General features: G+C 29.0%; 1 protein-coding gene and 1 pseudogene. Both read left to right on the top strand.

Features of this window, described 5'->3' with window-relative positions; translation table 4 throughout:
- Nucleotides 1-135 precede the first annotated feature (135 nt).
- Nucleotides 136-1,176 (top strand): rod shape-determining protein, encoded by a 1,041-nt coding sequence (locus BST80_RS04710; protein ID WP_415746187.1) that lies wholly within the window; start codon nt 136-138, stop codon nt 1,174-1,176.
- Nucleotides 1,177-1,344: 168 nt separating this feature from the next.
- Nucleotides 1,345-2,594 (top strand): annotated as a pseudogene (locus tag BST80_RS04705) (replication-associated recombination protein A).
- Nucleotides 2,595-3,180: the final 586 nt, after the last annotated feature.

Genomic DNA, 3,180 nt, shown 5'->3' with positions numbered 1-3,180 from the left:
TTCATTTTAATCTCCATTCTAATTTAAAGACTAAATCAGTGGTCTAAAATGTATATGGTTTTCACAAGTTTACGAATAATACTTATTGTTTTTACTAAGAAAAAAGATTACAATATTAATTAAGGAGGATTTGATATGGCCATATTTAATAATAAGAAGCCAACTTTTGTATCAATGGATTTAGGAACAGCTTACACTCTGGTTTATATTTCAGGGAGTGGAATTGTTTATAATGAACCATCCATTGTGGCATATAAAATTAAAGAAAATCGGATTATTGCTGTCGGAAATGAAGCATATAAAATGATTGGAAAAAGAAATAAAACAATTAGAATTGTTCGACCAATGGTTGATGGAGTTATTACAGATATTAGTGCAACAGAAGCACAATTAAAGTATATTTTTAATCGTCTAAGAGTTACCAAACAATTAGCTAATTCAATTATGTTATTAGCTTGTCCATCAGTTATTACCGAATTAGAAAAAAATGCTTTGAGAAAAATTGCGATGAATCTAGGCGCAACAAAAGTTTTTGTTGAAGAAGAAGTTAAAATGGCTGCGTTAGGTGGTGGGGTTGATATTTATAAACCTTTTGGTAATTTAGTGATTGATATGGGAGGAGGAACAACAGATATTGCGGTTCTTGCTTCAGGGGATATTGTATTATCAAAATCAGTTAAAGTTGCTGGAAATTATTTAAATGATGAAATTCTAAAATATGTTCGTTCTCAATATGGTTTAGAAATTGGAATTAAAACAGCAGAAATGATTAAGATTGAAATTGGTTCATTAGCAAAATATGGTGATGAACGAAAAATGAAAGTGTATGGACGTGATGTTGTTTCAGGATTACCACGAGAAATTGAGTTGACGCCAGAAGAAATCCGGGAAGTTTTAAAAGTTCCAGTATCACGAATTATTGATTTAGCAGTTCAAGTCTTAGAAGAAACACCGCCAGAATTAGCAGGAGATATTTTCCGAAATGGAATTACCATTTGTGGTGGTGGTGGTTTAATCAAAGGAATTGATCACTACTTTGAAGACACATTACAATTACCAGCCAAAATTGGTGAACAACCATTATTAGCAGTTATTAATGGAACAAAAAAATTTGAATCAGATATTTATGATATTATTCGCCAAGAACATCAGAAAACAAAAGAATTAGATTATTAAGAATGTTACAAGTTGCTATAAGAATTAACGAGCATATCAAAATAGCAAATATGGTCAGCATAGAGCAACTATGAAATAATATTGCCAAGGTTAGCATTGGTTTATTATAAAACTGATAATTATCAGTTTTTTTATGTTATGATGTAAAAAAATACTTAGGAGCAAAAAATGTTTGAACCATTAGCATTTGTCTTACGACCAACCACAATAACTGATATCATTGGGCAAAGCCACCTTATTAATGATCACAATTAATGATCACAATGGTGTTATTTCACGAATGTTGAAATATAATTATGCAAGTTCATTAATTTTTTATGGTGATCCGGGCGTTGGAAAGAGTAGTATTGCTCGAGCATTAGCCAATGATTTACAACTTGAGTATGCAATTTTTAATGCTGAAATTGATAAAAAACAAGATTTAGAAAAAATTATTAAGCAAGCAGCAAATTTTGAACGATTTATTATTATTGTGGAAGAAGTACATCGAATGAATAAAGATCGGCAAGATATTTTATTGTAGTATTTAGAAAATGGACACTTAATTATGTTTGCTTGTACAATAGAAAATCCTTATTTTGTGATTAATCCAGCTTTACGATCACGAGCTAATATTATTAAATTAGAACGAATTACTGTTGATAAAATGCTAACTGGCTTACAAAAAATAATTACAAAGAAAAAATTACCGTTAGCAATTAACTAATGATGCGTTACTATTAATTTGTCAATTAGCAAGTGGTGATTTACGAATTGCAATTAATATATTAGAATTATGTTTAAATTTATATCCTGCAGAAGAAATTACCACAACAATTATTAATAATATTGCTCCAACGGCTAATTTAATTAATTTTGCAGAAGGTGATGAACATCATGATTTAAAATCAGCCTTGCAAAAGTCAATTCGGGGTAGTGATGTTGACGCAGTTTTACACTATTTTGCACGGTTATTAGCAGGTGGTGATCACGAAGCATTATTGCGTCGAATGTTAATTATTGCTTATGAAGATATTGGCTTGGCTAATCCAGCAATTGCGGTCCATGTCAAAACAGCAACTGATAGTTTTCGTCAAATTCGATTACCAGAGGGACGAATTCTATTAGGATTAGCAATTGTTGAAATGTGTTTAAGTGAAAAATCAAATAGTGCTTATTTAGCAACAGATCAAGCGTATGAAGATGTTTTAAAAGGTAATCTTTATCCAATTCCGCATCATTTATGGGATACAAGTTATGCTTCAGCAAAAAAACTAGGAAATGGCCAGGGATACCAATATCCGCATGATTTTCCAAATGATTATGTTGCGCAACAATACCTGCCAAAGGAAATGCGCGGTATAGTTTATTATCAACCAAAATTACATAGTGTGTATGAAAAACGAATTAATGAGAAATTATCATTCATTTGTAATTAATTCATTATTATTNNTAATTNATAATATTTTTANNNANATAATAAATTTTAAAGTAAAAAATAACTTAAAGTAAATACTTTTGTAGAATAAATTCGTGTTTAAAATAAAATAAAAAAGGAATAAAAATTAAAAGAAGTTATAAAAATAATTGAATAAAAAAACCAAACTTATACAATATGTATTTTAAAATAATTAATTATATTTTGTAATGAATATTATATTTTAATAATGAGTATTTCAAAGTAAATCATATTTTTAAAATAATAATATATTGAATAAAAAATATTTTTAAAATAATTAATATTTTTATGAATTAAATAACAAACAAAAATGTTTGTCTAAGATACAATTTATTCAATTATTTAATGATATTAAGAAAAATATTTATCCGCGTGGCAAGAATCGAAGTGGAAGACATTGTAAATATTACCGCATCCCGCTGAGTTCGTAGCGGTCGATTAGAGTAGACGAGGGAGTGACGGAGGACGAGAGAGAGAGAGAGAGAAAGAGAGAGAGAGAGAGAGAGAGAGAGAGTCATTTTATATAACTATGTATTCATAACTAAATATCTGAATACTTTCATCTT

Source organism: Spiroplasma sp. Moj (assembly GCF_016082285.1).
Lineage (GTDB): Bacteria > Bacillota_I > Bacilli_A > Mycoplasmatales > Mycoplasmataceae > Spiroplasma > Spiroplasma phoeniceum.
This window is presented reverse-complemented; position numbering and strand designations above follow the sequence as displayed.